General features: G+C 66.8%; 31 protein-coding genes. 20 read left to right on the top strand and 11 right to left on the bottom strand.

The genetic code is table 11. From position 1 onward, the window contains the following. The first annotated feature begins 184 nt into the window (after nucleotides 1-184). A complete protein-coding gene (locus tag VGN66_RS10555) occupies nucleotides 185-1,021 on the top strand; it encodes a cold-shock protein (protein ID WP_327518775.1) in 837 nt (278 codons plus the stop codon). A 10-nt stretch (nucleotides 1,022-1,031) separates the two neighbouring features. Further along, a complete protein-coding gene (locus tag VGN66_RS10550) occupies nucleotides 1,032-1,862 on the top strand; it encodes a glutaminyl-peptide cyclotransferase (protein ID WP_327518774.1) in 831 nt (276 codons plus the stop codon). Here VGN66_RS10550 and VGN66_RS10545 read toward each other — a convergent pair whose 3' ends face one another. Beyond that, nucleotides 1,863-2,864 (bottom strand): DUF1176 domain-containing protein, encoded by a 1,002-nt coding sequence (locus tag VGN66_RS10545; RefSeq protein ID WP_327518773.1) that lies wholly within the window; start codon nucleotides 2,862-2,864, stop codon nucleotides 1,863-1,865. 68 nt (nucleotides 2,865-2,932) lie between these two features. On the opposite strand from VGN66_RS10545, the gene VGN66_RS10540 reads away from it, so the two are divergent. Continuing rightward, the gene (locus tag VGN66_RS10540) at nucleotides 2,933-3,802 is read left to right on the top strand and encodes a 3-hydroxybutyryl-CoA dehydrogenase (protein WP_327518772.1); all 870 of its coding nucleotides are present in this window, start codon (nucleotides 2,933-2,935) and stop codon (nucleotides 3,800-3,802) included. Nucleotides 3,803-3,805: 3 nt separating this feature from the next. On the opposite strand, the gene VGN66_RS10535 is transcribed toward VGN66_RS10540, so the two are convergent. Together VGN66_RS10535 and VGN66_RS10530 are read right to left on the bottom strand one after the other, a co-directional pair. Continuing rightward, nucleotides 3,806-4,147, bottom strand: a complete 342-nt coding sequence (locus VGN66_RS10535; protein WP_327518771.1) for a hypothetical protein — start codon at nucleotides 4,145-4,147, stop codon at nucleotides 3,806-3,808. A gap of 47 nt (nucleotides 4,148-4,194) precedes the next feature. Beyond that, on the bottom strand, nucleotides 4,195-5,463 hold the full coding sequence (locus VGN66_RS10530) for a NupC/NupG family nucleoside CNT transporter (protein WP_327518770.1): 1,269 nt from the start codon (nucleotides 5,461-5,463) through the stop codon (nucleotides 4,195-4,197). Nucleotides 5,464-5,577: 114 nt separating this feature from the next. On the opposite strand from VGN66_RS10530, the gene VGN66_RS10525 reads away from it, so the two are divergent. Further along, the gene (locus VGN66_RS10525) at nucleotides 5,578-6,222 is read left to right on the top strand and encodes a queuosine precursor transporter (protein ID WP_327518769.1); all 645 of its coding nucleotides are present in this window, start codon (nucleotides 5,578-5,580) and stop codon (nucleotides 6,220-6,222) included. A gap of 149 nt (nucleotides 6,223-6,371) precedes the next feature. On the opposite strand, the gene VGN66_RS10520 is transcribed toward VGN66_RS10525, so the two are convergent. Next, on the bottom strand, nucleotides 6,372-6,743 hold the full coding sequence (locus VGN66_RS10520) for an ammonium transporter (RefSeq protein WP_327518768.1): 372 nt from the start codon (nucleotides 6,741-6,743) through the stop codon (nucleotides 6,372-6,374). Next, nucleotides 6,743-7,033 carry an autorepressor SdpR family transcription factor gene (locus VGN66_RS10515; RefSeq protein ID WP_224920980.1) on the bottom strand — a complete coding sequence of 97 codons (291 nt, stop codon included), beginning with the start codon at nucleotides 7,031-7,033 and terminating at the stop codon, nucleotides 6,743-6,745. Before VGN66_RS10515 ends, VGN66_RS10520 begins: the two co-directional genes overlap by 1 nt. A 90-nt stretch (nucleotides 7,034-7,123) precedes the next feature. Here VGN66_RS10515 and argB point away from each other — a divergent pair, with 90 nt between their 5' ends. The 5 genes from argB to VGN66_RS10490 all read left to right on the top strand — a co-directional run bounded on the left by argB (nucleotide 7,124) and on the right by VGN66_RS10490 (nucleotide 11,878). Further along, a complete protein-coding gene (argB, locus tag VGN66_RS10510; RefSeq protein ID WP_327518767.1) occupies nucleotides 7,124-8,023 on the top strand; it encodes an acetylglutamate kinase in 900 nt (299 codons plus the stop codon). 93 nt (nucleotides 8,024-8,116) lie between these two features. Further along, entirely contained in the window at nucleotides 8,117-8,413 is a 297-nt protein-coding gene (locus tag VGN66_RS10505; RefSeq protein WP_327518766.1) for a YggT family protein, read from the top strand. Beyond that, on the top strand, nucleotides 8,410-8,721 hold the full coding sequence (locus VGN66_RS10500) for a DUF167 domain-containing protein (RefSeq protein ID WP_327518765.1): 312 nt from the start codon (nucleotides 8,410-8,412) through the stop codon (nucleotides 8,719-8,721). Before VGN66_RS10505 ends, VGN66_RS10500 begins: the two co-directional genes overlap by 4 nt. Next, nucleotides 8,711-9,586: a bifunctional methylenetetrahydrofolate dehydrogenase/methenyltetrahydrofolate cyclohydrolase FolD gene (gene folD, locus VGN66_RS10495; protein ID WP_327518764.1), complete on the top strand. Its 876-nt coding sequence runs from the start codon at nucleotides 8,711-8,713 to the stop codon at nucleotides 9,584-9,586. The genes VGN66_RS10500 and folD overlap by 11 nt, the downstream gene beginning before the upstream one ends. Before the next feature lie 111 nt (nucleotides 9,587-9,697). Continuing rightward, nucleotides 9,698-11,878, top strand: coding sequence for a TonB-dependent receptor (locus tag VGN66_RS10490; protein WP_327518763.1), 2,181 nt, complete (start codon nucleotides 9,698-9,700; stop codon nucleotides 11,876-11,878). A 189-nt stretch (nucleotides 11,879-12,067) separates the two neighbouring features. On the opposite strand, the gene ung is transcribed toward VGN66_RS10490, so the two are convergent. After that, nucleotides 12,068-12,745: a uracil-DNA glycosylase gene (ung, locus tag VGN66_RS10485; protein WP_327518762.1), complete on the bottom strand. Its 678-nt coding sequence runs from the start codon at nucleotides 12,743-12,745 to the stop codon at nucleotides 12,068-12,070. A 45-nt stretch (nucleotides 12,746-12,790) separates the two neighbouring features. Between ung and VGN66_RS10480 the strand changes: the two genes are divergently transcribed. After that, nucleotides 12,791-13,162, top strand: coding sequence for a tRNA-binding protein (locus tag VGN66_RS10480; RefSeq protein ID WP_327519371.1), 372 nt, complete (start codon nucleotides 12,791-12,793; stop codon nucleotides 13,160-13,162). A 186-nt stretch (nucleotides 13,163-13,348) separates the two neighbouring features. Here VGN66_RS10480 and ubiG read toward each other — a convergent pair whose 3' ends face one another. Then, nucleotides 13,349-14,077 carry a bifunctional 2-polyprenyl-6-hydroxyphenol methylase/3-demethylubiquinol 3-O-methyltransferase UbiG gene (ubiG, locus tag VGN66_RS10475; RefSeq protein ID WP_414713201.1) on the bottom strand — a complete coding sequence of 243 codons (729 nt, stop codon included), beginning with the start codon at nucleotides 14,075-14,077 and terminating at the stop codon, nucleotides 13,349-13,351. 66 nt (nucleotides 14,078-14,143) lie between these two features. On the opposite strand from ubiG, the gene VGN66_RS10470 reads away from it, so the two are divergent. Next, complete coding sequence (locus VGN66_RS10470; protein ID WP_327518760.1) at nucleotides 14,144-15,403, top strand: aspartate kinase; 1,260 nt, start codon at nucleotides 14,144-14,146, stop codon at nucleotides 15,401-15,403. 24 nt (nucleotides 15,404-15,427) lie between these two features. Here the strand turns inward: VGN66_RS10470 and VGN66_RS10465 are convergent, their stop codons facing one another. Continuing rightward, entirely contained in the window at nucleotides 15,428-15,694 is a 267-nt protein-coding gene (locus VGN66_RS10465) for a PepSY domain-containing protein (protein WP_327518759.1), read from the bottom strand. Nucleotides 15,695-15,875: 181 nt separating this feature from the next. After that, on the bottom strand, nucleotides 15,876-16,679 hold the full coding sequence (locus VGN66_RS10460; protein ID WP_327518758.1) for an endonuclease/exonuclease/phosphatase family protein: 804 nt from the start codon (nucleotides 16,677-16,679) through the stop codon (nucleotides 15,876-15,878). Between the two features lie 99 nt (nucleotides 16,680-16,778). Between VGN66_RS10460 and VGN66_RS10455 the strand changes: the two genes are divergently transcribed. Further along, nucleotides 16,779-17,297, top strand: a complete 519-nt coding sequence (locus tag VGN66_RS10455; protein WP_327518757.1) for a hypothetical protein — start codon at nucleotides 16,779-16,781, stop codon at nucleotides 17,295-17,297. A gap of 47 nt (nucleotides 17,298-17,344) precedes the next feature. Continuing rightward, nucleotides 17,345-18,364, top strand: a complete 1,020-nt coding sequence (locus VGN66_RS10450; protein WP_327518756.1) for a nitronate monooxygenase — start codon at nucleotides 17,345-17,347, stop codon at nucleotides 18,362-18,364. A 20-nt stretch (nucleotides 18,365-18,384) separates the two neighbouring features. Here the strand turns inward: VGN66_RS10450 and VGN66_RS10445 are convergent, their stop codons facing one another. After that, nucleotides 18,385-19,491, bottom strand: coding sequence for an aldo/keto reductase (locus VGN66_RS10445; protein ID WP_327518755.1), 1,107 nt, complete (start codon nucleotides 19,489-19,491; stop codon nucleotides 18,385-18,387). Nucleotides 19,492-19,534: 43 nt separating this feature from the next. Between VGN66_RS10445 and VGN66_RS10440 the strand changes: the two genes are divergently transcribed. Beyond that, nucleotides 19,535-20,194, top strand: coding sequence for a TetR/AcrR family transcriptional regulator (locus VGN66_RS10440; RefSeq protein WP_327518754.1), 660 nt, complete (start codon nucleotides 19,535-19,537; stop codon nucleotides 20,192-20,194). Nucleotides 20,195-20,237: 43 nt separating this feature from the next. Here the strand turns inward: VGN66_RS10440 and VGN66_RS10435 are convergent, their stop codons facing one another. After that, on the bottom strand, nucleotides 20,238-20,411 hold the full coding sequence (locus tag VGN66_RS10435; RefSeq protein ID WP_327518753.1) for a hypothetical protein: 174 nt from the start codon (nucleotides 20,409-20,411) through the stop codon (nucleotides 20,238-20,240). A 44-nt stretch (nucleotides 20,412-20,455) separates the two neighbouring features. Between VGN66_RS10435 and VGN66_RS10430 the strand changes: the two genes are divergently transcribed. From VGN66_RS10430 to tilS, 6 genes are all read left to right on the top strand, one after another. Continuing rightward, complete coding sequence (locus VGN66_RS10430; RefSeq protein WP_327518752.1) at nucleotides 20,456-20,641, top strand: hypothetical protein; 186 nt, start codon at nucleotides 20,456-20,458, stop codon at nucleotides 20,639-20,641. Nucleotides 20,642-20,889: 248 nt separating this feature from the next. Beyond that, the gene (locus VGN66_RS10425) at nucleotides 20,890-21,588 is read left to right on the top strand and encodes a hypothetical protein (RefSeq protein WP_327518751.1); all 699 of its coding nucleotides are present in this window, start codon (nucleotides 20,890-20,892) and stop codon (nucleotides 21,586-21,588) included. A 40-nt stretch (nucleotides 21,589-21,628) separates the two neighbouring features. Continuing rightward, nucleotides 21,629-23,914, top strand: a complete 2,286-nt coding sequence (gene ptsP, locus VGN66_RS10420; RefSeq protein ID WP_327518750.1) for a phosphoenolpyruvate--protein phosphotransferase — start codon at nucleotides 21,629-21,631, stop codon at nucleotides 23,912-23,914. Between the two features lie 90 nt (nucleotides 23,915-24,004). Then, entirely contained in the window at nucleotides 24,005-24,967 is a 963-nt protein-coding gene (locus tag VGN66_RS10415; protein ID WP_327518749.1) for a helix-turn-helix domain-containing protein, read from the top strand. Between the two features lie 77 nt (nucleotides 24,968-25,044). Further along, nucleotides 25,045-25,992, top strand: a complete 948-nt coding sequence (locus tag VGN66_RS10410; protein WP_327518748.1) for a tetratricopeptide repeat protein — start codon at nucleotides 25,045-25,047, stop codon at nucleotides 25,990-25,992. Then, complete coding sequence (gene tilS, locus VGN66_RS10405) at nucleotides 25,955-26,989, top strand: tRNA lysidine(34) synthetase TilS (protein ID WP_327518747.1); 1,035 nt, start codon at nucleotides 25,955-25,957, stop codon at nucleotides 26,987-26,989. The genes VGN66_RS10410 and tilS overlap by 38 nt, the downstream gene beginning before the upstream one ends. Nucleotides 26,990-26,991: the final 2 nt, after the last annotated feature.

The following is a 26,991-nucleotide window of genomic DNA, read 5'->3' as shown; positions in this document are numbered from 1 at the left end:
GAAGCGCGCCGCGCAAGTATCCGTCGAAACGGTGGCAAAAACGCGACGAAATCGTTCGCGCATCTTCGCGATCTGGTCTATGTCCTGATTCCATAGGCGTGTCGCAAACGCCGGAATAGCTGCGCCTTCGTCCGGTTCAGCCATTCGATTCGAATATGGGCGAACCGGGAAGACGAACAGGGCAATGAGTTTTGATCGAGGGCGCCGCGGCGAGCGCGGCGGACGTGGCAGAGACAAGCGCGACGGCTTCGGCGGCGACGATTTCGGCGGTGGTAGCAGCAGCTACGGCGATCGCGGCGGCTTCGGCGGCGGCGGTTTCGGTGATCGCGGCGGCTTCGGCGGCGGCGGCGACCGCTTCGGCGGCGGTGGCGGCGGCGGCGGCGGTGGTTACCGCGGCGGTGGCGGCGGCGGCTTTGGCGGCGGCGGCGGCGGCGGCTTTGGTGGCGGCGGCGGCGGCGGTGGCCGCGGCATGCCCCCGCAGGTCGTTGGCGAAGGCACCGGCGTCGTAAAGTTCTTCAACGCGCAGAAGGGCTTCGGTTTCGTTGTCCGTGATGACGGCGGCGAAGACGTGTTCGTGCACATCAGCGCAGTCGAGCAGGCCGGCCTGACCGGTCTGGCCGAAGGTCAGCCGATGGGCTTCACGCTCGTCGATCGCGGTGGCCGCATCAGCGCGACCGACCTGAAGATCGACGGTGAGCCGATGCCGGTCGAAGACCGCGGCCCGCCGCGCGATCGTCCGGATCGTCCCGAGCGCAGCGGCCCGGGCGGCGGCGGCGGCATGGGTGGCCCCCAGCGCCAGCTGACCGGCGAGAAGGCGACCGGCACGGTCAAGTTCTTCAACGCGATGAAGGGCTTCGGCTTCATTCAGCGCGACGACGGACAGCCCGATGCGTTCGTGCACATCAGCGCCGTGGAGCGCGCCGGCATGCCGACGCTCAACGAAGGCGACCGGCTTGAGTTCGAGCTCGAGGTAGACCGTCGCGGCAAGTACGCCGCGGTGAACCTGACGCCCGGCTCGTAAAGCACGTCCCATGTTCCGGCTGATCATTGCCGGACGGGGGATCATTGCGGGGGCTGCCCTGGCCATTTCGGTCGCGGCAGCCCCTGTTGATTCGACTCCCGGCCAGTCCCAGACGTCAGCGCCCGCCCCCGCCCCCGCAGAGGTGCCGGTCGAAGCCGCGCGCATCCTCGCCACCCATCCGCATGATCCCAGCGCGTTCACTCAGGGCCTGTTCTTCGCCGACGGCGCGCTGTTCGAAAGCACCGGGCAGCATGGCGAATCGGTCGTGCGCGAAGTCGATCTCGCCACCGGCAAGGCCAAGCGCGAGGTGCGCTTGCCGCGCGAATATTTCGGCGAGGGCAGCACCGGCTGGGGCGACACGATCATCAGCCTGACCTGGAAACACGGCACAGCATTCCGCTGGGACCGCCGCACGCTGCGCCAGATCGGCACGTTCAGCTATTCCGGCGAAGGCTGGGGGCTGACGCAGGACGGCAAGAGCCTGATCCTGAGCGACGGTACCCCTGAACTCCGCTTCCTCGACCCGAAGAGTTTTGCGGAGCAGCGGCGGATCACCGTCACCTATCAGGGGCGTCCGATTCGGCGGCTCAACGAGCTGGAATATGTGCGCGGCGAGATTCTGGCGAATATCTGGCACCAGGATCTGATCGTGCGGATCGACCCGGCGAGCGGCTTCATCACCGGCGTGATCGACCTGCGCGACCTCGCCGCCACGGTGCCGGTGAGCGATTCGGAGGCTGTGCTCAACGGCATCGCCTATGACGACAAGAGCGGAAAGCTCTACGTCACCGGCAAGAACTGGCCCTCGCTGTTCGAAATCGCGCTGCCGACCGCGAACTGATCAGCGCGGCACGGCCTTCGCCCGCCACACCGTCAGCCAGTTGATCGACCCGCGACACTCGCCCATCACGCGCGCCTCGGTCAGGCGGAAGCGGGTGCCGTCCCAAACATAGGTTTCCGCGCTGCCGCAATCGCCAATGCCGCGCCCCTTGGCATAGCTGCCCAGTTCGCCGGTCTTCGCGTCGAACCCGGCATTGACCAGCATTATCGGGCTGTCTGCGGTCCATCCGGGTGGCGAATCGAATGCGGCAACCTCCGCCTTTCCGCCCCGGACGATATAGGCGATCGTCGAGAAGTTATACGCCCCGGCACCGCATGGAACGAGCACCAGCGTCGCGTCACCGCCCAGCGCATGCCGCTCGACATCGGGTCGCGCCGCGCCATCGTAGTTCTCCGCGCAGTCCGATTGAGCCCAGAGCTGCTTGAGCAGCGCAGGCGACAGCGCCGCAGGCGTGCCGCTGGCGCGGATCGACGCGATCACCGGGAGCGACGGCGCAGCGGGGGCAGCGCTGGCGGGCTTTGCACCTTTGGCCACCGCCGCGCTCACCGTGCCCGCCCTGCCCTGCTCCGCATCGATGAAGCGCAGCGAGGCCGATGAGCCCGTCAGCGAGATCCGCCCGAGCGACTTGCCCGCGCCATCACGGACGACCACCGCCTTGCCATTCGCCAGCGCCTCGACCAGCTTGAACGCGTCACCCCCGATGAAACTGGTACCGCGCCACACTGCGGCCGCGCTGGCCGCCGGTGCGCCTTCGACATGCACGCTCAGCCCGGCGGGTGCGTCCTGGCCCATCAACTCGACCGTCCAGCCACCAGCCGGGCCGGCTTCGCGCGTCACCGCCATCTGCCAGCCAGCCTCCGACCAGTCGCCGCCTTCGGGCTGGAGCGAGGTCATCTCGCACTGCTTCACATTGTCGCAGGCGACGACCCAGTCGCCAAAGGTCTTTATCGGCCCCTGTTGCGGAGCAATCTGGGCGAGCGCGAGTGCGGTAAGGATCAGCATGGCGCGCATCCTAGCGGTTCGCGCGGCGACGCGGTAGGAGGCGCGCAACAGATTTGATGGAGAAGGTGATGAAAACGGTTGGCGTGATCGGCGCGGGACAGATGGGGGCGGGCATCGCCCAGGTTTCGGCACAGGCGGGCTATCGCGTGCTGCTGTCCGACATGGACGTCGCGCGCGCCGAAAAGGGCAAGGCGGGGATCGCCAAGCAGCTTGCCCGCGCGGTGGAGAAGGAAAAGATCACCGCGCAGGCCGCCGAAGCCGCGCTCGCCAACATCGAATGCGTCGCCGGCACCGATGCCTTCGCGCCGTGCGATCTCGTCATCGAAGCCGCGACCGAGCGGGAGGAGATCAAGCGCACGATCTTTGCCAATGTCGGCAAGGTGCTGAGCGACACCGCGATCCTCGCCAGCAACACCTCGTCGATTCCGATCACCCGGCTGGCGCAGGCGGCGCCGGATCCCGCACGCTTCATGGGGGTGCATTTCTTCAACCCGGTGCCGGTGATGGGCCTGATCGAGCTCATCCGCGGCCTCGCCACCAGTGACGCGACGGTCGCGGCGGTCGAGGCGTTTGGCAAGACGCTGAACAAGCGGATCGTCCACGCCAATGACGCGCCGGGCTTCATCGTCAACCGCGTGCTGATGCCGTTCCTCAACGAAGCGTGCTTCGCGGTCGGTGAGGGCGTCGCGACGATCCCCGATGTCGACGCGGCGATTCAGCTCGGCCTCAACCACCCGATGGGGCCGTTCACGCTGGCCGATTTCATCGGGCTCGACACCTGCCTCGAAATCACCCGCGTGCTGTTCGAAGGCACCGGCGACCCCAAATTCCGCCCCGCCCCGCTGCTGATCAAATATGTCGAGGCCGGCTGGTACGGCCGCAAAACCGGGCGCGGCTTCTACGACTATTCGGGCGCGGAGCCGGTGCCGACGCGGTGATCGCTAGGGCGTTCGCGCGATCAGGCCGCGTTGCTGCATGATCGCGATCCAGCCATCGGGCATGAAGGCGAGTTCGGGCGGGTCGTTGAATGCGATCACCCCGCGCTGGCCCTTCAGGTTCGGTGGTGGCGGGATCATCCCGGGGCACGGCATGTCGCGAAAGCCCCAGCTGGGTGCGGCTTCAACCACCATCCCGGCCTTGAGCTGCCCCTTGTAGACGCGGGTGATCCTGAATCGAGCGGGTCGCTCATCCTGCTCGTGGATGATCACGCCCTCGACGATGTTGCGGAAGCTGCGCGCGGCCATTTCGGCGCGCTGCTCCATCGTCGGCGGGGGCGTTGGCACCGTGCCGGGAGGTGGCGGAAGACAAAATGCTGCAGCCAGCAACGCGATCACGGCAGCATCAACCCCGCCAGCGCCGCGCTCAGCAGGTTCGCGAGGCTGCCCGCCAGCAGCGCCTTGATCCCGAGCTTGGCGATCATCGGACGCTGGTTCGGGGCAAGGCTGCCCGTCGCGGCCATCTGGATCGCGATCGAGCTGAAGTTCGCAAAGCCGCACAGCGCGAAGGTGATGATCGCGGTGCTGCGCTCACTCAGCCCCTGCGTCTGGCCGAGGTTGAGGAAGGCGACGAACTCGTTGAGCACCATCTTGGTGCCGAACAGGCCGCCGGCTGCTGCCGTCTCGTTCCACGGAATGCCGACCAGGAACATCACCGGGGCAAAGGCGGTGCCGATGATCCCCTGAAAGGTCAGGTCGGGATAGCCGAACAGCCCGCCGGCCGCGCCGAGCAGGCCGTTGGCGAGCGCGACCAGCGCGACGAACGCGAGCACCATCGCGCCGACCGCGACCGCGATCTTGACGCCGGTCTGCGCGCCCATCGCCGCGGCCATGATGATGTTGGCGGCGCGCTCTTCCTCCACCTCGGTCTCGACCGCGCGGATCACCGCCGCCTCGCCATCGACCAGCGTATCCTCGAGCGGGAGTTCGTCCGCCTTTACCACGGGCTCGTCAGGCATCATGATCTTGGCCATCAGCAGCCCGCCGGGCGCAGCCATGAAGCTGGCGGCGAGCAGGAACTGGATGTTGATCCCCATCGCCGCATAGGCCGCGAGGATCGTGCCTGCGACGCCCGCCATACCGACCGACATGATCGCGAACAGCTGCGACGGCGTCAGGCTGGCGAGATAGGGGCGAATGACCAAAGGCGATTCGCTCTGGCCGACAAAGATGTTCGCCGCCGAGCACAGCGATTCGACCTTGCTGACCCCGGTCACCTTCTCGATCGCGCCGCCGATCCAGCGGACCAGAAACTGCATGATCTTGAGGTGGTAGAGCACCGAAACAAGCGCGGCGAAGAAGATGATGACCGGCAGCGCGGCGATCGCGAAGCTCTGGCCGCCGACTTCAGGCCGGGCCAGCGGGCCGAAGATGAAGTCGGTGCCCGCCTGCGCATAGCCGAGCAGCGCCGACACGCCCTTTGCCATCCCCTCGATCGCGGCGCGACCCGCGGGAACATAGAGGACGAGGAAGGCGATTCCCGCCTGCAACGCAAAGGCCGGGCCGACGACGCGCAGCCGAATCGCGCGCTTGTTCGAGGAGAGCAGGAAGGCAATCGCGAGAATCGCGACGATACCGAGAATGCCGATCGGAAGATTGTTCAACTAAAGGACCCCTTCGTGCCGCGTCTGCGCGCAGCGTTCGGGGTCGCACCATAGCGTGTGACGCGCACACCGCTAGGTGCTTCCGTATCGGGTGAAACCGCGTTACGCAGCGCAATGACCACACCGGCTCCGCTGACGCGCTCGCTCTTCGTCCTTTCGATCTTTTATGGCGGCATGGTCTGCATCGCGGGCGTGCTGGGTAACAAGCAGGTGGCGTTGGGACCGCTGGCGGTAGAGGCGGGCATTTTCGCCTTCCTTCTGCTGGTCGCCGTTTCCAGTGCCGTCGCCGAACTGCACGGGCGCTCGGTCGCCAACAAGCTGGTGCTGTTTGGCTTCATCCCGCTGATCGCGTCGCTGCTCCTGTCGCTTCTCGTCTTCGCACTGCCGCCGTCTGCAGAGATGATCGAACAGCGCGCCGATGGCTTGAAGGCGATCCAGCTGATCCTGTTCAGCACCTGGCGCATCTGGATCGGCGGGATCATCGCCTATGGCATCTCGCAGACGCTGAACGTCACGATCTTCGCCGCGCTCAAGGGCAGCGAGGGGTCGCGGCTGCTGTGGTTCCGCTCGGCGGTGGCCGGCGTGCTCAGCCAGATCGTCGATACGCTCGTGTTCGTCTTCATTGCCTTTTACGGCCTGTTCGACATCACCAACCTGCTCGCCGGGCAGATGCTGGCGAAGGTCACGCTGTCGATCGTGCTGGTACCGGTGCTGATCTATGGCTTCGTGGCGCTGGGCCGCAGACTGGACCGGGCGTAATTCCTGTTCAATCCTCCCCGGGACGGGGAGGTGGCGGCGCGTAGCGCTGACGGAGGGGCCCCTCCTTGAGGCAATGCGCTTGCCTCGGGGGGCCTCCACCACCGCCTTCGGCGGCGGTCCCCCTCCCCGTTCCGGGGAGGATTTGAGGCTCACGCCCGCGCCTTGGTCCGCACCGACTGGCAATAGCCGATGGTAATCGCGAGGCCCGCGACGATCGCGCCGCCGCCGACGAACACCGCCGTCTGAACCGGCAGAAACACGAACGCGCCCGCATAAATGAGGCCGCTGAGGACCAGTGACCAGCCGCCGACGCGATGCACCTTGCGCGCGAGTGCGCTCGGCACAAACCGCTTGGGCATCATGTTGCCGAACCACGCGACCATCAGCCCGGTCGCACCCAGTACGATACGCGTCACCGTGTCGTGATCGACATGGCCCGCGCTGCGCGCCGAACTGAGGCCCAGCGCGAGCACGACAATCCCCACGCCCCACGCCAGGCTGATCTTGGTTTCGCTGTTCATCATGCGCTCTCCTTGCCGGGTGCGGTCGATCCGCTGCCCCCGAATGAATCGACAAAGCCCAGCAGCGCCTCTTCGAGCACCGAGAGCTTGAGGTGATAGATAACCGACTTCCCCGCCTTTTCGGCGTGAACCAGATCCGCTTCCTTGAGCACGGCGAAATGCGCCGACATGGTCGGTTTCGACACGTCGAACTTGTCGCTCAAGTCGCCCGCACTCATCGGCCCCTTGCGCAGCAGTTGCAGCACACGGCGGCGGGTGGGGTCGGACAATGCCTTGAAGACCATGCTCATGATTTGTTATTTAGCTAATCATCGAATTGAGTCAAGCCCTCTCATCCGCGCATGCTTTCGCAAGAGCGCAACTCCCGCTAAGGGCGCGGCATGACCGATCACGCACCCGATCCCGCGATGCTGGCCAAGGCCGAGACGCTGACCGACGCGCTGCCCTATATGCAGCGTTACAAGGGCAAGACGTTCGTCGTGAAATATGGCGGGCACGCGATGGGCGATCCCGAGCTGGCGCGCGACTTCGCCGAAGACGTCGTGTTGCTCAAGGCGGTGGGCATCAACCCGGTCGTCGTGCATGGCGGCGGGCCGCAGATCGGGTCGATGCTCAAGCGGCTTGGCGTCGAATCGCAGTTCGTCGGCGGGCTGCGCGTCACCGATGCGGAAACCGCGCGCATCGCCGAAATGGTGCTGGCCGGATCGATCAACAAGGAAATCGTCAGCTGGATCGGCGCGGCCGGCGGCAAGGCGCTGGGCATTTCGGGCAAGGATTCGGGGCTGGTCACCGCGCGCAAGGTGCAGCGCGATTCCGCCGATCCGCTGCAGGGCATCGAACGCCATGTCGATCTGGGCTTTGTCGGCGAGCCGGTTGCGGTCGATGCGTCGGTACTGACCACGTTGAGCGATCAGGGCTTCATCCCGGTGATCGCGCCGATCGCGCTGGGCGCGGACGGCCACACCTACAACATCAACGCCGACACCATGGCGGGGGCGATTGCCGGTGCGCTCGGCGCATCGCGCTTCTTCCTGCTGACCGATGTCCCCGGCGTGCTGGACAAGGACAAGAACCTGCTGACGGACCTCGACCCCGGTCGGATCATGGCGCTAAAGGCCGATGGCACGATCAGCGGGGGCATGATTCCCAAGGTCGAGACCTGCGTCGCCGCGGTCGATGCCGGGGTGGACGCCGCCGTCATCCTCGACGGGCGCATCCCGCACGCGATGCTGCTCGAAATCTTCACGACGCAGGGTGCGGGAACCTTGGTTCACCGCTGAGCCGTCTTATATAGCCAACACAGTTGCCGATAGCCGCCGCTTTCCTGTAAAAGCGCCAAAACTCCGGAGGCCCGATTGGACCCGTTTCTGAACATGCTTTTCGGGATCGTACAGATCCTGCTCAACGTGCTGTGGTGGATCATCGTCATTCAGGCGGTGCTGTCGATCCTGATCTCGTTCAACGTGATCAACACTTATAATGATTTCGTCAGCTCGCTGTGGCGCGGCCTCAATACGCTGACCGAGCCGATCTATCGTCCGATCCGCCGCATCCTGCCCGACACCGGGCCGATGGATTTCGCGCCATTCGTGGTGCTGATCCTGATCGCGATCATCAATTATGCGGTGATCCCCAACCTCGCGGTCGCGCTCGCCAGCACGCCGGCGTGAGCCAGCCCTGGCGGGAAGCGCCGCCGGGCCTGACCATCGCCGTGCGCGCGACGCCGCGCGCGTCGAAGAGCGTGTTGCTGCCCGGCACGCCTGAGCATTTCGCCGCGCGGGTCGCCGCGCCGCCGGTGGACGGCGCGGCCAATGCGGCGCTGATCGAACTGGTCGCCAAGACGTTCGGTGTGCCCAAGCGCGACGTGACGCTGATCGCCGGGGGGACTGCGCGCGTGAAGCGCCTCAGCATCACCGGCGATCCCAAGACGCTGGCGGGAATCGCCGCGTCGCTCTATGGAGCGGGGCATGAGCGCTGAGATCATCGACGGTAAGGCATTCGCCGCCAATCTGCGGGCCCGGGTGGGCGAGGCTGCGGCGGCATTTGAGGGACAGGCAGGCCGCAAGGCTGGCCTCGCGGTCGTGCTGGTCGGCGACGACCCCGCCTCCGCCGTCTATGTCCGCAGCAAGGGCAAGGCGACGATCGCCGCCAACATGGCGAGCTTCGAACACCGCCTGCCTGCCGACACGACTCAGGACACGCTGATCGCGCTGGTGCGCCAGCTGAACGCCGATGCGGCGGTCGATGGCATCCTCGTCCAGCTGCCCCTGCCCCGCCATCTCGACGAGCAGGCGGTGGTGGCCGCAATCGATCCGGGCAAGGATGTCGACGGGCTGACCCCGGTCAGCGCGGGTCGGCTCGCGCTAGGCATCGACGGGCTGGTGCCGTGCACCCCGCTCGGCAGCCTGATGCTGTTGCAGGATCAGATCGGCGACCTGTCGGGGCTCGACGCGATCGTGATTGGCCGCTCGATCCTGGTCGGCAAGCCGATGGCGGCGCTGCTGACTGCGGCGAACTGCACCGTCACCCTCGCCCATTCGCGCACCCGCGACCTCGCCCATCATGTCAGTCGCGCCGACATCGTCGTTGCGGCAGTCGGCCGCGCGGGCTTCGTCAAGGGCGAGTGGCTGAAGCCCGGCGCAACCGTGATCGATGTCGGCATCAACCGCGTCGACGGCGCACTGGTCGGCGACGTCGAGTTCGACAGTGCGGCATCGGTCGCGGGCGCGATCACGCCGGTTCCGGGCGGAGTCGGGCCGATGACCATCGCCTGCCTGCTGCGCAACACGCTGGTCGCCGCGCACCGCAATGCCGGCATCGCCTTCGACGCCAGCGGTTTGTAAGCGCGAGTCAACGCGCAGAGCTTCGTCGCAGCGCAGCAATTTCCTACTTGTGACGTTGTATCATAGCACCTAAGAGTGCGCGCAAATCCAGTTTCAGGGAATTGCGTAACCATGAAGTTCACCGCCCTCCTGCTCGCCACCAGCGTCCTCGCCGCCGCCCCTGCCCTCGCCCAGACCAGCGATCACACCGAGCGCGACCGGTCGAGCCGCAACCCGGTGCATGGCGAGACGGCCGACGAAGTGGTGATCAGTGCGCCGGGTCTTGAGCGCCTCGACCTGCTCGCAGGCACGTCGGTGATCACCGGCGACGAACTGGTACGCGACATTCGCGGGCAGATCGGCGAGTCGCTGACGCAGGTGCCCGGCGTGTCGGCAACCTCGTTCAGCCCCGGCGCGTCGCGCCCCGTGCTGCGCGGCTTTCAGGGCGAGCGCGTCCGCGTGCTGACCGACGGCCTTGGCACGCTCGACGTCTCCAACACGTCGACCGACCATGCCGTGTCGATCGAGCCGCTGACGGCGGAGCGCATCGAAGTGCTGCGCGGCCCCGCCGTGCTGCTGTTCGGCAGCCAGGCGATCGGCGGCGCGGTCAACGTGCTCGACCGCCGCATCCCGCGCGCGGTGCCGGAGAATGGCTTCCATGTCGACGCGATCGGTGCCTATGGCTCAGCCGCTGACGAGCGCGGCGGCGGCGCGGCGGTGGACTTCGCGATCACCCCGCAGATCGTCGCGCATATCGATGGCAGCTATCGCAAGAGCGACGATCTGCGCGTCGGCGGCTATGTACTGAGCGACCCGCTGCGCGCCGAACAGCTCGAGATCGCCGAGGAAGAGGCCGATGAGGGCCATCTGGAGGAAGCCGCCGAAGCGCTGGAGAACGCCAACCGCCGCGGTCGCCTGCCCAATAGCGGCACGCGCACCTACACGCTGGGCGGCGGTCTCGCGCTGATCAACGATGGCGGGAGCCTCGGCTTCTCCGCCGGCTATTATGACACTAACTATGGCGTCCCGGCGCGTCCCGGCGCCGAGCATCACCATGATGACGGCGGCGTCGTCGATCCGGACGCGGAAGAGCATGGCCATGGCGAGGAAGCCGTCACGATCGGCCTGAAGCAGTTCCGCGCCGACGTGCGCGGCGAGGTCAAGATCGGCGGCTTCATCGACGCGCTGCGCGTCCGCGCCGGCTACTCGGACTATGAGCACACCGAGTTCGAAGGCGAAGAGGTCGGCACCGTGTTCAACGCCGAGGGTTTTGAAGGCCGGCTCGAGCTGGTTCAGGCCAACCGCAATGGCTGGCGCGGCGTGACCGGCTTCCAGGGCTTTACGCGCGATTTCGCGGCGGTGGGCGCGGAAGCGTTCGTGCCGCAGAATGTGACCGACCAATATGGCTTCTTCACCCTGCAGGAAGTCGATCTCGGCGCGATCGGGCTCGAAGGCGCACTGCGCTACGAGCACACCCGCGTCCGGTCGAACAACGTGAAGCTCGATCTGGACGAGGACGGCCCGACCGGAGCGTTTGACCGCCGCTTCGACGCCTTCTCCGGCGCGGTCGGCCTGTCCTATTCGCTCGCGCCCGAAGTGAAAATCGGCTTCAACGTGTCGCGCGCGGTTCGTGCCCCGTCTGCCGAAGAGCTGTTCTCCAACGGCCCGCACATCGCGACGCAATCCTACGAAGTCGGCAACCCCAATTTCCGCACCGAAAAGAGCTGGGGCGGCGAAGTCTATGCGCGCGGCGCCGCCGGGCCGGTGCGCTTCCAGGTCGCGGCCTATGCCAACTGGTTCGACGACTACATCTATGAAGTCGCGACCGGCGACGAGATCGACGAATTGCCGGTGTTCGAATTCCGTCAGTCCGATGCGCGCTATCTCGGTGTCGAGGGCGAAGTATCGACGACCTTCATCGATGGCGGCGAAGGCGGCTTCTCGCTCGGCGGCAATCTCGTTGCCGACTATGTGAATGCCGAACTGGGCGATGGCAGCGCGGTGCCGCGCATCCCGCCGTTCCGCGTGCTTGCCGGCATCGACGCCAGCCAGGGCGCATTCGGTGGCCGGGTCGAAGTCGAGCATGCGATCCGCCAGACCCGCGTCGCAGCGTTCGAGACTGAGACCCCGGCCTTCACGCTCGTCAACGCCTCGGTCACCTGGCACCCGCTGGGCGAAAAGCGCGAGACCGCGATCATCCTGTCGGCGAACAACATCTTCGACGTCGACGCCCGCCGCCATGCGAGCTTCACCAAGGATTTCGTGCCGCTCCCCGGCCGCGACATCCGCGTGTCAGCGCGGCTGAGCTTCTAACGGCTCAGAATCCCCCTCCCTAAAAGGGAGGGGTTAGGGGTGGGTTTAGCGGCCAGCGAGGCTCGATGCCTCGCTGGCCGCTGTTTTGCCGCACGGTCTGTTGGAGTCTTTTCGGCGCGCAGACGCGCGCACCCACCCCCTGCCCCTCCCTTTCAGGGAGGGGCGTTGAAAAGCGGCATTTCGACGGGTTCAGACCGAAGGCAGCGCCCAGTCGATCGTCCCACGCCCGTTCGCTTCCAGAAACGCATTCGCCTGCGAAAATGGCCGCGAGCCGAAAAACCCGCCATGCGCCGATAGCGGCGAGGGGTGGACTGATTTCAGCACCAGATGGCGCGGATCGACCGACGCCGCCTTTTTCTGCGCATGGCTGCCCCACAGCATGAACACCACCGGATCGGGCAGCGCGTTGACCTGCGCCACCACCGCATCGGTGAACCGCTCCCAGCCCCGCCCCTTGTGCGACGCTGCCAGCCCCATCTCGACCGTCAGGCAGGTGTTGAGCAGCAACACCCCCTGCTTCGCCCAATGCTCAAGGAACCCATGCCCCGGCGGATCGATGCCAAGGTCGCTCTTGAGCTCTTTGTAGATGTTCACCAGGCTCGGCGGCACCTTCACCCCCGGCTGGACCGAGAAGCACAGACCATGCGCCTGTCCCTCGCCATGATAGGGGTCCTGCCCCAGGATCACGACGCGCACGCTTTCCGGCGGGGTGAGGTCGAGCGCGCGGAACCAGTCGGCGCTCTTGGGAAAGATGCGCTTCCCCGCCGCCTTTTCAGCCAGCAGGAACGCGCGCAGATCGGCCATGTACGGGCTGTCGAACTCGCTCTGGAGCGGGGCGAGCCAGCTTGGATGCAGCTTTACGGTCATGGCAAGGGACTGGGCGAATCCAGCCGCCTGTGTCAATCGAGCGTCATGCACATGACCCACGCCGCCGACGCCCCCGCCGCACCGCAGATCGACTTCGACCAGTTCCTCGCAGTCGATATCCGCGTGGGCACGATCATCGCCGCCGAACCGTTTCCAGAGGCGCGCAAGCCAGCGTTCAAGCTGACCATCGACTTCGGCCCGGCGATCGGGGTCAAGCGCTCCTCGGCACAGATCACCGAGCACTATACGCTGGACGACCTGCCCGGACGCCAGGTCGCCGCAGTGGTCAACTTCCCCCCGCGCCAGATCGGCCCGATGATGTCGGAGGTGCTGACGCTCGGCTTCCCCGATGCGGAGGGGAAGGTGGTGCTGTTCCACCCGAGCGTACCGGTGCCGAACGGCGGGCGGTTATTTTAGGCTAGATCGACATTCAATTCCCCTCCCTGAAAGGGAGGGGCTAGGGGTGGGTTTAGCGCCGGGCGAGGCTCGATGCCTCGCACGGCGCTTTTTCCGACGCCATTGAGTATCTTTGGAGCGCGCAGACGCGCGCACCCACCCCCAACCCCTCCCTTTCAGGGAGGGGAGCTGCGAATGTAGCGCCAGTTAAGCGCGCCGCGCGGTCAGCAAATAGTTGAGCGCCGTATCCTCGCTCAGATGAAACCCCGCACCGGGCGAGAAGCTAAGCCCGCGCAGGTCGGACACCGCCATCCCCGCATCCTCGAGCAACCCGGTCAGTTCCTCGGGCGTCAGGAACTTGGCGTGGTCGTGCGTGCCGCGCGGGATCATCCCTACACCCTCGGCAACCGTAATCATCGCGAGACACGACAGCGGCGTGCGGTTGGGCGTCGAAAGGATCATCAGCCCGCCCGGCGCCAGCGCCGCCACCAGGCCGCGCACGAATGCCGCCGGATCGGCGACATGCTCGATCACCTCCATTGATGTGACGAGGTCGAACTGGCGCCCCGCGACCTCGCTCTCGAACTCGCCCGCGCGATAGTCGATGGTCAGGCCCGCCGCTTCGGCATGCGCCCGCGCCGCGCCGATATTCTCGGGCGCCGCGTCAACGCCGGTCACCGCTGCACCCATCCGCGCCAGCGGCTCGCACAACAGCCCCGCGCCGCACCCGACATCGAGCGCGGTCCGGCCCTTCAGCGGCGCGAAATCGCGCGGGTCGCTGCCCCAATGCGCATCGACCGCCTCACGGATATAGCGCAGCCGCACCGGGTTGAGCCGGTGGAGCATCGCCGACTCGCCCTTGGGATTCCACCAGTCCGCCGCCAGCCGACCGAAATGTTCAGCTTCACGCGGGTCAATCGTTGCTTTGCTTGTCATCGCCATCCCCCCCTCTTATCAGCGCGCCCACAGCTTCCCAACCGGGACTTTGGGGGACAGGTTCAAATGGCGCGTATCGTGATGAAGTTCGGCGGCACGTCGATGGCCGGGATCGAGCGGATTCGCAACGTCGCCGCGCGCGTGAAGCGCGAGTGGGAGGCGGGCAATCAGGTCGCGGTCGTGGTGTCGGCGATGGCAGGCGAAACCGACCGGCTGGTTGGGTTCTGCAAGGAAGCCTCGCCGCTCTATGACCTGCGCGAATATGACACGGTCGTCTCGGCCGGCGAACAGATCACCAGCGGGCTGCTCGCCATCGCGCTGCAGGCGATCGGCGTGCCCGCGCGCAGCTGGCTCGGCTGGCAGCTGCCGATCCACACCAGCAGCGCGCATGCCAGCGCGCGGATCGACACGATCGACACCGACACGCTCAATGCGAGCCTGGCCGACGGCCATGTCGCGGTCATTCCGGGATTTCAGGGCGTCGCCGACGATCATCGCATCACCACGCTCGGCCGTGGCGGATCGGATACCAGCGCGGTCGCGGTCGCGGCGGCGATGAAGGCGGACCGCTGCGACATCTACACCGATGTCGACGGCGTCTATACCACCGACCCGCGCATCGTGCCGCGCGCGCGCAAGCTGACCAAGGTCACTTATGAAGAGATGCTGGAACTGGCGAGCGTCGGGGCGAAAGTGCTCCAGACCCGCTCGGTCGGGCTGGCGATGAAGGAGGGGGTGCGCGTGCGCGTGCTTTCTTCGTTCGAGGATACGCATGACGACAACGGCCATCGCGGCACGCTGATCGTCAGCGAAGAGGAGATCAACGACGTGGAACGGCAGCTCATCACCGGCATCGCCGCCGACAAGAACGAAGCCAAGGTGACGCTGACCAACGTCCCTGACCGGCCGGGCGCAGTGGCGCATATCTTCGGCCCGCTCGCGGAAGCCGGGATCAACGTCGACATGATCGTCCAGAACGTCGCGCATGCGACCGGATCGACCGACGTGACCTTCACCGTGCCGCGCGCCGAACTCGCCCGCGCGCTCGACGTGCTGGGCAAGCAAAAGGCGCCGATCGGCTATGACGCGCTGGTCCACGATACCAAGATCGCGAAGATCAGCGTCGTTGGCGTCGGCATGCGCAGCCATGCCGGCGTCGCCGCGACGATGTTCGACACGCTGGCCGAGCGCCGCATCAACATCCTCGCGATCACCACCAGCGAGATCAAGGTCAGCGTGCTGATCCACGAGGATGAGACCGAACTCGCCGTCCGCGTGCTCCACACCGCTTATGGGCTCGATGCGCCGGAGGACGAAGCGGCGTAAACACGGCCGCCCCGCCTCTCGTTATCAGTCTTCCAGGTCGCGCTTGACGATCTCGTACGTGCCGGGGCGCAGCTTCAGGTCGTAGCGCTTGCCGTCGGCCATGCGCGCGTCATCGACCTCCCAATAGGGGCCGTCATCGTCCAGCTCGACCTCTTCCCAGCTGACAAAGCCGGCGGCGCGCACCGCCTTTTCGATCGCGGCGGCTTCGGTCGTGGTGGGCGCGCGATCGGCAAGCGCGGGGGTCGCGACGAGCACAGCCGCACCAGCGGCGGCGAGAGCGAATATCTTCATGAAAACCTCAATCCTTCGGGTCTTTAGATCTCAGGCCGGGGCGCAGCGCACCGCGGTATCCGCGTGCACGACCCGGCCGGCTCGATGCGTCCGACATCACGATCAAGGGATCGCCAGAGGGGCCCGGGCCGCCCGGGATTAAAGCATGGGACGGCGCGGGGTTCCCGCCCCCGCGATCTGCTCAGCGCGGCGTGAGCGTCGCCGCGACGCCATAATGGTCCGACGGGAACTCGCCCGCCACCGCATCGGCGATGCGCCGGGCGTCGCTGATTTCGAACGCGCGCGGGTCGGCGAAGATATGGTCGATCACGCGCGACTTGTGCCCGCGCGCGACCACCAACGTCGTTTCCACCGCGCCGGGGGCAAGCACCGGCTCAAGCCCGCGGATCGCGATCGGCGCCAGCGCGGCTTCGTCGAGCGGGGCGTTGAAGTCGCCCATCAGCACCAAGGGCACATCGTCAGTCGGCAGCCAGCCGAGCAGCCCGTTGATCTGCTGCGCCCGCACCGGCCCGGCCTCGGGCTGATGGGCGAGGTGGGTGTTGACGATATCGAGCACACGCCCGCCGGACTGCACCCGCACGCGCAGCGCGGTGCGATAATCATTCGCCGGCTCCAGCTTGATCGTGTCCGTGTCCACCACCGGCAGGCGCGACAGGATCGCATTGCCATAGCGGTTGGCCGCGCCGACCGGCGAAGTCGACATGAACTCGACGCGATAGCCACCCAGTGCTGCGGCGATCGTCTCGGCCTGATTGGGCAGGTTCTTCTTCGAATCCTGCAGCACTTCCTGCAGGCCGATCACATCGGCGTCGGCGGCGCGCAGGACATCGACGATCAGCTTGAGCCGCAGCGGCCAGTTTCCCGCATCGTGCCAGATGTTGAACGTCACCACCCGCAACGGTCGGCGCGGCGCGATGGCGCGCGGGGCACAGGCGGCAAGCGGGGCGGCGGCAGCGGCGGCGAGCAGGGTGCGGCGATCGATCATGCCCCCGAACTAGCAAGTCTGACAGCGCTGTCCAAGGTGACGCGTGCGGCAGGACGCCTTGGGGATTGAACAGAAGCCCGCCTGCGGCATTATCACAGGATGCGAAGCCTCACCCTGGTCGGCCCTGCCGCTTTCGTCGTGGCGCTCGCCGCATGCTCCCCCGCCCCGGCCCCGCCGGGCAATGGCGAGGCGCAGCAACCCGCCCCGGTCGAATCCGTCCTCCCGCCCTCCCCCACGCCCTCGCCGTCACCGATCGCGCTCGGCACCGTGACCGAGGCAGCGGCGGCGCGATTGCAGGGCGAACTGCGCTGTGCATTCCTTTCCGACGCCGGGCGCCTGGTGCTGGTCGGCGCCGGCAATGTCGATCGGGCGAGCCGCGCAACGGTCGTCGTGATGCGCGACACAACACCGGTCCTGCTCACCGCGCGCGAGGCGGGCGGGTTCGATGCGCTGACGCGGGGCAGCAGCTTCGACGGAGAGAAGCTGATCGTCGCGATCACGCGTGGCGCCGAGCGGACGACGGGGCATGAGGGATCGAGCCACACCGCGACGCTGTCGATCGAGGCTCCGGGATCTGCGCCGCAAGCGATCGACGGCGTGTGGGAATGCGGCCCCTGACCGCTCGCGGCTTGCCTAACTGCGCAGACCGGCGCTAGGCGAGAACCATGACCATTGGTGAAGAGCGCCTCCAGCGCCGCATGGCGCGCGGCATCGAATTTCTCGGCAGCGAGACGGCAATCCTGTGCGGCGCGATGTCATGGGTGAGCGAACGCAACCTCGTCTCCGCGATCTCCAACGCGGGCGGGTTCGGCCTGATCGCGTGCGGCGCGATGACGCCCGAGCTGCTCGATGCCGAAATCGCGGCGACAAAGGCGCTGACCGACAAGCCGTTCGGCGTGAATCTGATCACCATGCACCCGATGCTGTTCGACCTGATCGCAGTCTGCGCAAAGCATCAGGTGACGCATATCGTGCTCGCAGGCGGGCTGCCGCCGACCGGGAGCCTCGATGCGATCAAGGCGAGCGGTGCCAAGGTCATCTGCTTCGCCCCGGCGCTCAGCCTCGCCAAGAAGCTGATCCGCTCTGGCGTCGATGCGCTCGTCGTCGAGGGGATGGAGGCCGGCGGCCATATCGGCCCGGTGTCGACCAGCGTACTCGCGCAGGAAATCCTGCCCGAAGTGTCAAGCCAAGTGCCGGTGTTCGTCGCGGGCGGGATCGGGCGCGGCGAGGCGATCGCCGGCTATCTCGACATGGGCGCAGCGGGCGTCCAGCTCGGCACCCGCTTTGCCTGCGCGACCGAGAGCATCGCGCATGCGAACTTCAAAAAGGCGTTCTTCCGCGCCAGCGCCCGCGACGCGATCTCGAGCGTCCAGATCGACCCGCGCCTGCCGGTTATCCCGGTCCGCGCGCTCAAGAACGCATCATCGGAACTGTTCACCGCCAAGCAGCGCGAAGTTGCGCAGCTGCTGGACGAGGGCAAGGTCGAGATGATGGAGGCGCAGCTCCAGATCGAACATTATTGGGCAGGCGCGCTGCGCCGCGCGGTGATCGAGGGCGATGTCGACAATGGCTCGCTGATGGCCGGCCAGTCGGTCGGCATGGTGACCAAGGAAGAACCGGTCGCCGACATCATCGCCCAGCTCATGGCCGAGGCGGCGGCGGCGCTGGAGAAGCGGGCGGCTTAGCGCGCTCGACGCGGCCCCCGTCACCTGCGGGAACGGACACTGCTGCCACCGAACACAAGCTGTTGCCGCGCCTGAGGCGTGAACAGGCCGTAGAGCATCGCGGCCTCGGGCGTGCTGGCGGCATCCAGCGCGGCGACTTGGTCGAGCGGGAGTTGCAAGTCCGTGGCGGCGATATTGTCGTGCAGCTGGGACACCCGGCTTACGCCCATCAGCGCGGTATCGACACCCGGTCGCGACAATACCCAGGCAAGCGCGACGCGCGCCGGCGTCTCGCCAATAGCATCGGCCACCGTTCGCAAGGCGTCGACGATGCGCCAGTTCCGGTCGGTGAACAGCGTGTCGCCAAACGGGTTGGCGCCATCGAGCCGCTTGTCGTCAGCTGCGCGCAGATCGCCAGTCCCGGCATCGCTGGGCAATCCACCCGCACGCGGTGCGCCCGCCTCCACGGTGGCACGATCATATTTTCCGGTCAGCAAGCCATAAGCAAGCGGGCTCCACGGCATCATCCCCAGGCCCATGTCGCGCGCCAGCGGTAGATGTTCGGATTCGACCTCCCGGCTGACCAGCGAGTAGAAATATTGCAGCGCGATCGGTCCGGGCAGCCTGTGTGCCGCCGCCAGCGTTGCGACCCGCGCGACATACCAGGCGGGCGTGTTCGACATGCCCCAATAGCGAATCTTGCCCGAACGGACGAGGCCGACCATCGTCTCCAGCAGCTCCTCGGGCGGCGTTACGGAATCCCAGACATGCATCCAGTACAGGTCGATAAAGTCGGTCTTGAGCCGACTCAGCGAGCCTTCGAGCGCGGCATGGATTTGCTTGGAGCCGTTGCCGCCCGCTTGCGGGCCTTTCCCCGCCGAGAATCCGGATTTTGTTGCCACCACCAGAGTGTCGCGCAACCCGCGTTCGGCGATCATGGCCCCCAGCATCTCTTCGCCGCGTCCATTCGCATAGACGTCGGCGGTATCGATCAGATTCCCACCCGCTTCGACATACGCGTTGAAGACGGCGTCGGCTTCGGGCCGCTCCATGCCCCAACGCGCAACGCCGAACGTCATCGTCCCCAGCGCAAGCGGACTGACGACCAGGCCCGAACGGCCCAAAGTGCGGTAATCGGCAAGCGACATGCTGATACTTTCATAGTGATCAATACGAAACGCTACTGGCAGATTGCAGCGTGAGGTCAATCATTATATATCGAACGCTATGAAAGTGAGTGCCTCGTCCCCCGCGCGCCGCATCGGTCGGCCCCGCTCGTTTGATCGCGACGCCGCGCTCGACGCCGCGATGCATCTATTCTGGAGCCAGGGGTTCGAAGCGACATCCATCTCAGACCTGATCCGGACGATGGGGATCACGCCGCCCAGCCTTTACGCGGCCTTTGGCGACAAGCGGCAGTTGTTCCGTGCGTGTATCGAACGCTATCTTGGGGGCGGCGGTGCGGCCACGATTGTGCGCAGCATTGCGCACGCGGTCTCTGCGCGCGACGCAGCCCATGATCTGCTGACTGCGGCGGCGGTCGGCGACACCGGAGACAGCACGCCGCCGGGGTGCCTGCTCGCCAGCTCCATCGTGTCCAGTTCGGCCGATGCGGCAGACATGCGGGAAGAACTGGCCATCATCCGGCGCGAGATCGAAGCCGCGCTGCGGGCGCGGATCCGGCGCGACGTCGACGAAGGCATATTGCCCCGCGACAGCGATGCTGAAGCGCTTGCGGGGCATGTGTTCGCCGTCGTGCAGGGCATGTCGACATTGGCCAAGGATGGGGCGGACCGCGACAAATTGCTGCGCATCGTGAGCAGCGTGATGATGTGCTGGCCACGCGCCTAGGGATCATCCGCGACCCGACCACAGCCGGTGGGCGGCATGGCAGCTAGGAAGGACAGTCGCCGACGTCATCGCCCAGCGCATGGCCGAGGCGGCGGCGGCGCTGGAGAAGCGGGCGGATCAGGTCGAGACTTCCCGAAAAGCGGTCCGACCGGGCGTCAGTCACAGGATAGGTGCCGCCGCCGCGTTCCCATCGCACTGCGGCCTTGAGTAACGCCATACTGCGGTGTATTATCTATGTAATACTCACCGTGGGAGGGCGCTATGGTCCCGCAGCTATCCAAGGAACAGATAAAGGTCGAACTCAGGCGGATGGTCGATCGCTTCCGCGAGGAGTGGCGCGACGGGGTCCATAATGCTGATTCAGCGGTTCGCTCCGCACCCGCCTCAGGACTTTCCGAGGATTTCGTGGCCGACTGGACCGGTACGCTAGGGAAAAAAGAAGGCTAGGCCGACGCGCTCTATGCGCAGCTTTATCGTTTTATCGACGACGCATGATTTCGGCCGTTCATCCACTTTCGGCCGGTCGCGTAACGGCTCCCTAGCGCCGCAAGCGGTCAGGCTGAGGAGCGTCAATGCCGGATGTGTGCGGCTTATCGCTCCGCCGCCAAGTCATGCCGGGCGGCGACCGGCCCGCCTCGTCCCATTCCGGCTCGTGATTAACCAGTCCTTGACTCCATCCTGCTTGGATGGCTGCCATGTCCCGCGTCCTCCTCGCCCTCCCGCTACTCGCCCTCGCGACCGCCTGCGCCGGGCCAGAGCGGACCGCCGCTCCTGCGCCGCTCCCGGTTCCCGCGCCCGCCCCTGCGCCGACCGCAGCGCCACGCGCGCCCGATGGGGCCGCCGCCAACCTTACCATCCCGACGCGCCTGCCGGACGGGAGCTATGCGACGCCCAACCGCTCCATCTCCGCCGCAGCCGCTGCCTGGCATCTGCGCGCTGCGTTCAACGTCGCCGCGCTCAACTGCAACGATCCCGCGCTCGCCCCCGCCTATAACCAGTTCCTCAAGGCGCATCGCAGCGCGCTGAAGGCGGCGCATCACGCGCTGACCCGCGAATATGGCGATGCATCGGCGTTCGATCCGGCGATGACCCGCCTCTACAATTACTTCGCGCAGCCGCCGGTGATGGCGCAGTTCTGCGCGACCGCCGCGCCGCTGCTGCATCAGGTAGCCGCGCTTCCCGCTGGCGAGCTTCCCGCCATCGCGCCCGCCGCGCTGGCGCAGATCGACCGGCCCTTCACCGATTTCTACGCGCGCTATGACGCCTGGCGCGCCGATCTCGCTGCATGGCGCGCGGGCGATGTTCCGGCGACCCCGCGCCTTGCCTATGCGACCGAAGTGTTTCGCGCCGAGCCGCATGTCGGTGGCGGCACCGTCACGCTCGCCGCACGCTGAATTTCTTGGCGCTGTCGGGGCGATCTGATAGCGCTCTCCCATGCCCGTTTCCGCCGCCGCCTCCGCCCGCGAAATCCTGACGCGGTTGCACGACGTGATGGCGTCGCGCACCCCGGCCCAGTCCAAGCTCAATGCGGTGGTCGAGATCATCGGGGAGTCGCTGCGCAGCGAGGTGTGTTCGATCTACCTGTTGCGTGAGGGCGTGCTCGAGCTGTTCGCGACCCGTGGCCTCTCGCAGGAGGCCGTCCACGTCACCAAACTCGCGCTGGGCGAGGGTCTGGTCGGCATGATCGCGAAGAATGTCGAGACGCTCAACCTCGACGAAGCCGCCTCGCACCCCGACTTCGCCTATCGCCCGGAAACGGGCGAGGAGCAGTTCCACAGCTTTGCCGGCGTTCCGATCATCCGCAAGGAGCGCGCAGTCGGCGTGCTCGCCGTGCAGCATGCCGATCCCCGCAAATATGAAGAGGTGGAGATCGAGGCGCTCCAGACCGTCGCGATGGTGCTGTCGGAACTGATCGCCAATGCCGGCCTGATCGACAGCGCTGACACGAGCGCCGGAGGATCGCCCCGCGCCCAGCCGACCGCGACCGCGCGGATCAGCGGGTTCAAACTGGTCGAGGGCATGGCCGCGGGTGCCGCCGTCTTCCACCAGCCGCGCATCACCATCGAGCATACGGTGGCCGAGGATACCGAGGCCGAGCGCCACCGCGTCTATGCCGCGTTCGACAAGATGCGCGAGCAGATCGACCGCATGACCAGCCAGGCCGAGTTCGGCGTCGGCGGCGAGCATGAGGAGATCCTCGAGACCTACAAGATGTTCGCCTATGACGAAGGCTGGGGCCGTCGCATCAACGAGGCGATCGACAGCGGCCTGACCGCCGAGGCGGCGATCGAGCGCGTCCAGCAACGCACGCGAATGCGGATGCGGCAGATCGACGATCCGTTGCTGCGTGAGCGGATGCACGACCTGGAGGACCTATCCAACCGGTTGCTGCGGATCGTGTCGGGGCAGCTTGGCACTGCGGCGCAATTGGGGTTGCGGCAGGATTCGATCCTGATCGCGCGCAATCTCGGCCCCGCCGAACTGCTCGAATATGACCGCCGCCGCCTTAAGGGCGTGATCCTTGAGGAAGGGTCGCTGACCGCGCACGTCACCATCGTCGCGCGGGCGATGGGCGTGCCGGTCCTGGGTCGCGTCAAAGATGTCCGCCGTCTGGTTGCCGAAGGCGACCGGCTGCTGCTCGACGTGACCGAAGACTCGCTGGTCGTCCGCCCGACCCATGCGATGGAAGAGGTGTTCGAGGCGAAGCTGCTGATCACGCAGAAGCGCCGCGCCGTCTTTGCCTCGATGCGCAACCTCGCGCCCGAGACGCGCGATGGCCACCGCGTGACGGTGATGGTCAATGCGGGCCTTCGCGACGATGTCGCCGCGCTCGACCTGACCGGCGCGGACGGGATCGGGCTGTTCCGCACCGAATTCCAGTTCCTCGTTTCCGCAACCCTGCCCCAGCGCGAGGGGCAGAAGCGCCTGTATCGCGACGTGCTGGAGGCGGCGGGCGACCGTCCGGTGATCTTCCGCACCGTCGATATCGGCGGCGACAAGGCGCTGCCTTATCTCGATCATGACGAGAATGGCGAGGAAGAGAATCCGGCGATGGGCTGGCGCGCGCTGCGGCTGGCGCTCGACCGCGAAGGGCTGATGAAGGTGCAGGCGCGCGCGCTGCTCGAAGCAGCCGCAGGGCGCACGCTCAGCGTCATGTTCCCGATGGTGTCGGAGCCGTGGGAGTTTGAGCAGGCGCGCGCGATTTTTGAGGCGCAGCGGGTCTGGCTGGAGGGGCGCGGGCACAAACTGCCGCTGCACATCCGCTATGGCGCGATGCTGGAGGTGCCGGCGCTTGCCGAAGTGCTCGACATCCTGTTGCCGCAGATCGATTTCCTGTCGATCGGCACCAACGACCTGACGCAGTTCCTGTTCGCCGCCGACCGCGCGCATCCCAAGCTGGCGGTGCGCTATGACTGGCTGAGCCCGTCAATCCTGCGCTTCCTGCGCCGCGTGACGCGAGAAGCGCATGCGGCGAATGTGCCGGTCGCGGTGTGCGGCGAGATGGGCGGGCGACCGCTCGAGGCGATGGCGCTGATCGGGCTTGGCATCGATCGGCTGTCGATCACCCCGGCAGCGGTAGGGCCAATCAAGGCGATGGTCCGCAGCCTGAACCACGCTGCGCTCGGCCCGGCGATGGACACGCTGCTGGCAACGCCACCGCGCGACATGCGGGCGGCGCTGGAAAGCTGGGCAGAAGCGCATGGTGTCGAGCTCGCGTGAGCGAAAAACGGGCATTTCCGATAGTGCTAACGTTGACACTTCTTTAAGAACTGCGGACACGCGCGATTATCAGACACCGGAGGGAATTGAATGGACGGCGAACCGGGCGACACCCCGAACCTGTTTCCGGTGAAGGTCGGGGAGAAGCTGCGCGACGCCCGGGTGGCGCAGGGGCTGGAATTATCCGATGTTGCCTCGCGCACGCGCATTCCGCTTCGGCATCTCGCCGCGATCGAAACGTCGGATTATTCGGGCCTCCCCTCGCCGACCTATGCGATCGGCTTCGTCAAATCCTATGCCCGCGCGATCGGCGCTGATGAAGTGGCGCTGGCGCGTGAGCTGCGCGCCGAGACCGCAAGCACCTTTGCCGCGCGCGAAGTCTATGAGCGCTATGACCCCGAAGAACCCGTGCGTGAGCCGCCGAGCGGGCTGGCCTGGGCCGGCGCGATCGTCGCGCTGTTGCTGTTTGGCGCGGTCGGGCTGTGGTACGGGACCGACCTGTTCCGGGGCGGGATGAGTGCAGCGCCCGAGCCGACACCGACTGCGATCGCCACTCCCGATGTGGTGCCGAGCACGGAGCCGACCGCTATGACAGGCGGGCAGGTAACGCTGATCGCGACCCAGCCGGTGTGGCTGCGCATCTATGATGCGGCGGGTACGCGGCTGTACGAGAAGGAAATGGCGGCGGGTGAGCGCTACGACGTGCCGGCCGACGCCAATAATCCGATGATCAATCTTGGCCGGCCGGAAGCCGTGCAGGTGACGATCGACGGGGCAGAAGTGGCGGCACTCGGCCGCCCGGGTATCGCGATCAAGGACGTGCCGATCAGCGCGGATGCCCTGCGCACGCGCGGCCAGCCCGGCGCCGCCGCGACGCCCGCTCCAGAGGCGAGCCAGGCCGCGACGCGGACCCCGACGACGCAGCGCGCTCCGGCCGCGCGTCCGGCCGCCGCCCCGACGCGTAGCCCGGCGACGCAGCCATCGGCCACGACGCCTGCCCCGGTCCAGCCATCGGGTCCGGCGCCACAGCCGGCAGCGACGCCGGATGCTTAAGGCTGGGGTCAGCATCGGTGGACGAGACTTTGGTGCTATAGAAGGTTGAGCGAAGGGTATCGCGGGTGGGGACGAATATGCGTTTTCTGAACAAGAGTGCGGCGATGGCGGTGGTGCTGGCGGGGCTGGCATCGATCGCCGTGCCGGCGGCGGCACAGACCAGCCGCGACGGAATCGAAGGTCGGGTCGACCGGCTGGAGCGCGAGATGCGCGCGGTGCAGCGCAAGGTGTTTCCGGGCGGCGCGGGCCAGACGGTCGAGCCGCAGATCACTGCCCCCGACCGCGGCGGCCCTGCCCCCGGCATTCCCGCGAGCGGCGTGGTCAGCGACCTGACCGCGCGGGTCAGCGCGGTGGAATCGCAGCTGTCGACGCTGACCGGCCAGATCGAGCAGAACCAGTATCGCCTGCGCCAGCTGGAAGAGGCGTTCACCGCCTATAAGCGCTCGACCGATGCGCGGTTGAAGGCGCTGGAGGATGGTGCCTCGGCAGTCGGCGGTTCGGCCCCGGTGACCGGGATCGGCAGCACGCCGACGCCCGGCCCGCGCCCGACAACGCCGCGCCCGACGACACCCCCTCCGACCACGAGCGCGCCGACGACGCCGGTCGCGGGGATCGAACGGCCGAGCACCGACGACGCGGCCGAGGACAGCTATGTCTACGGCTTCCGCCTGTGGCAGGCGAAGCAGTATGACAAGGCGATCGTCGAGCTGCGCAGCGTGGTGCAGAAGCATCCCAAGCATCGCCGCGCCAGCTACGCCCAGAACCTTCTCGGCCGCGCTTTGCTCGACCAGAACAAGCCCGCGCTCGCCGCGACCGCCTTCTTCGAAAATTACCAGAAGATGCCCAATGGCGAGCGCGCGCCGGACTCGCTCTATTATTTGGCGCAGGCGCTGGTGAAGATGAAGAAGCCGGCGAGCGAAGTCTGCAAGGTCTATGACGAGCTGACCCAGGTCTATGGCGACCGTATCTCCGAAGCGATGAAGATGGATGTCGCCACCGGCCGTTCCGCCAGCAAGTGCCGGTGACCCGCTGAACCCGCTCGATCCGGCTTGGGTCGAGCGGTTTCGGGCGGATTTCGATCAGCTTTGTATCCGCGCGTTCGACGGCGCGCTTGCCACCGACACGCGGATCGCGCTCGCCGTCTCGGGCGGCGCGGACAGCATGGCGATGCTGCTGCTCGCCGCGACTGCCTGTCCCGGTCGCGTCGTTGCGGCGACTGTCGATCATGGGCTGCGGCCGGAGGCGGCGGATGAAGCTGCAATGGTCGCAGGCGTCTGCGCGCGACTGGGCGTCCCGCATGTCACGCTCACGCCAGCCGAACCAATTACGGGGAGCAGCCTGCAGGGTCGGGCGCGTGCGGCGCGCTATGCCGCGCTGTTTGCGTGGATGCGCCGGGCCAATGCCTGTGCCCTGCTGACCGCCCACCATGCCGACGATCAGGCCGAAACCCTGCTGATGCGGCTCAACCGGGCGTCGGGCGTTGCGGGGCTCAGCGGCATTCGCCCAATCCGATCCGACGAATTTCCAGTGTTGCGCCCGCTGCTCGGCTGGCGCCGCGCGGCGCTTCGGGACATCGTCGCGGCTGCCGGCGCGCCATGGGTCGATGATCCAAGCAACGCCGATCCGCACCATGATCGCACCCGCATTCGCGACATGCTGGCGAACCAGAGCATGCTCGACGCCGCCGCGCTTGCCCAGTCCGCGGCGCACATCGCCGAGACCAACGCCGCATTCGACGCACTGGTCGATCGGTTCTGGGCAGATCGGTGGGACGACCGGAATGCGACGCTTCGCGCACTCGACCTGCCGCGTGAACTTCAGCGCCGCATGGTTCGCCGCGCGATCCATACGATGCGGGCGCTGAAACACATCACCCTTCCCGTCTTCACCGATTCGGCCAATATCGAATCGCTGCTGGACGCACTCGAAAGCGGTTCGGGCGCTACTCAGGCCGGGGTCCAGGCGGCCGCAAAAGGCGAAATCTGGCACTTCCGCCCCGCTCCGCCGCGTCGATCACACTGATC

Origin of the sequence: Sphingomonas sp. (assembly GCF_035998645.1) — a bacterium.
Classification (GTDB): Bacteria; Pseudomonadota; Alphaproteobacteria; order Sphingomonadales; family Sphingomonadaceae; genus Sphingomonas.
Note: the sequence above shows the minus strand (reverse complement) of the source record. Positions and strands in the feature narration are given on the sequence as shown.